The following is a 2,402-nucleotide window of genomic DNA, read 5'->3' on the forward strand; positions in this document are numbered from 1 at the left end:
TGTTGAACTAAACCTAAAGGTAGCTTCAAGAGATCGCTAAATCACTATTCACTACCTTTAAGTATCTCTAATTATAATATTGAAAGTTATGAAAAAAAAGTAGTACCCTCATTGACAGGGCTTGTAATTCTGTACCCGAGTTCGGCGAACTCTACCGCAAGTTAAAACGTTCCGTAGAACTCGCCGGTAAAAGTCAAAGTACCCTTACCAACTACTCCCGCTGCCTTGCGCATATGTCCATCCATTTTAAATGTAGTCCCCTTGATCTCGATGAAGAACAGGTTTTGGATTACCTGCACCTTCTGAAATCCCAGCACAAAACACCATCCGACAGTTTCTTCAAGCATACGGTCTATGGTCTTCGCTATGCCTATCGAATCTCCGGGATGAAGGAGATGCGGGTAATGCTTCCCTCTATTGAACGTCCCCACAAACTTCCAGTGGTATTAAGCCGTAGTGAGGTAAAGCAATTGCTTAAAACTCCCAAACTGCTCAAACACCGGCTGGTACTAGCAATGCTCTATGGCTGTGGCCTTCGCTGCTTTGAACTTCGCAGCCTTCAGCTCAAAGACCTGGATTTTGATCGGAAGATGCTCCACATCCGCCAGGGCAAAGGAAGAAAAGACCGTTATGTTCCTTTGTCCCAAATGCAGATCCGTGGTCTAAAAAAATATATCGCTGCAGATAATCCTACCACCTGGTGTTTTAATGGCTACAACAGGAAAGGAAACCCATCCCAGTTATCGGCAATGGGGGTGCAATGGATCGTCCGGGAAGCCCGTAAACAAAGTGGGATCCAAAAAGAAATCACTACCCACAGCCTTCGACACAGCTATGCCACCCACCTTTTGGAGATGGGATTGGACATTATCAGTGTCAAAGATTTACTGGGACACGCAGATATCCAAACCACCCTCACCTACCTTCATGTGGCACAACTAGGTAGGCAGAAGCCCTTCAGTCCGTTGGACCGACTATACAAGAAGTAGCCGTGAAACCTGCTGCCTATGAGGTGGCCCAGGTCCTGGAAAGGAACACGGAATCTTTATCCAAATATTGTTACACCAGCTGGCAGTTAAGAACCTTGCACGCCTTGCGTAAATGCCGCACTGCTGCCCTGGGTGGTCATATCGACCGCTGTAACAATCCTTCCTGCCATAGGCTCCACCTTAGTTATAATAGTTGCCGGAACCGCCATTGTCCCAAGTGTCAGGGACATAAAAAAGAACAGTGGATCCAGGCGCGGGAAGAAGAACTCTTAAACGTGCCTTACTTCCACGTGGTCTTCACATTGCCATCAGCGCTCAACCGCCTATGCCTGTATGAACCTGAAAAAATGTATGCCCTACTGTTTAAAATAACCTGGCAGGTGATCCAGGATTTTGCATCCAACCATAAATTCCTGGGTGCCAAACCAGGGATGATCGCTATCCTGCACACCTGGGGACAAAACCTGTCTTTGCATCCACACTTGCATTGTATTGTTCCCGGCGGTGGTATTACCCAAAGTGGCAAATGGAGATCTGCAAAAAGCAATGGAAAATACCTGTTCCCGGTTAAGGCTATGAGCAAGGTGTTTAGGGCCCGGTTTGTGGCTTCCCTTCGCAAGGAACTGGAACCACAACCCAAAGACTTCTACGAAAGCCTTTTTAAATATGATTGGGTAGTTTATTGCAAACGTCCATTTTTAGGTCCCGACCAGGTGGTGGAATACCTCGGTCGCTATACCCACAAGATCGCCATCAGTAACCACAGAATTAAAAACCTGGATAATGAAAGCGTTACATTTGCTGTAAAGGACTACCGCCACGGGGGAAGAAAATCCTTGTTACGTTTATCCGATGCAGAATTCATCAGGCGGTTCGCACTTCACATACTTCCCAAAGGATTTGTTCGCATACGGCATTATGGAATCTTGAGTTCCTACCATAAAAAATTCACCCTTACCCAGCTACAGCAAAGACTGGGACGGGTGCAACTCAAAGAGCGCCAACCATTACAACACCAGCTTTGCCCGGTGTGCAAGAAAGGAAAATTGGTGACACTTACTACTTTTACGGCCCGAGGCCCACCTGGATACTGGATGGAGAAACTAAGAAAACAATCAAATAAATGAGTATTAAAAACGATTCTTCCGGGCGTAACAGGAAACCTATGGCCCAAAACGATTAAAATGGCACTAAACCCTGTAAGAGCCTGTGAAAAAACTTAGTAAAAAGCAGCTTGACTTTAGGTCGCTAGCCAAAAGCCGATATCTTGTATAGAGTTTAGATATTCTATCTAACAAATATTACCTCCTAAAAACAGACCAATCCCCATATATAGTTAATCGGCAAAGAACCGGTTTAGTCAACAGTGCGTTCATGTTCGGCCGTTCCGGCCACACGAACGCTTAGTTTTTG

General features: G+C 45.8%; 2 protein-coding genes. Both read left to right on the forward strand.

Annotation, left to right across the window (positions count from 1 at the left end):
- Positions 1-284: 284 nt before the first annotated feature.
- Entirely contained in the window at positions 285-989 is a 705-nt protein-coding gene (locus LB465_RS17985; RefSeq protein WP_317198452.1) for a tyrosine-type recombinase/integrase, read from the forward strand.
- A 2-nt stretch (positions 990-991) separates the two neighbouring features.
- The gene (locus LB465_RS17990; RefSeq protein WP_449619101.1) at positions 992-2,116 is read left to right on the forward strand and encodes an IS91 family transposase; all 1,125 of its coding nucleotides are present in this window, start codon (positions 992-994) and stop codon (positions 2,114-2,116) included.
- Positions 2,117-2,402 lie beyond the last annotated feature (286 nt).

The sequence above is a fragment of the Salegentibacter lacus genome (assembly GCF_020164555.1).
In the GTDB taxonomy this organism is placed as follows: Bacteria; Bacteroidota; Bacteroidia; order Flavobacteriales; family Flavobacteriaceae; genus Salegentibacter; species Salegentibacter lacus.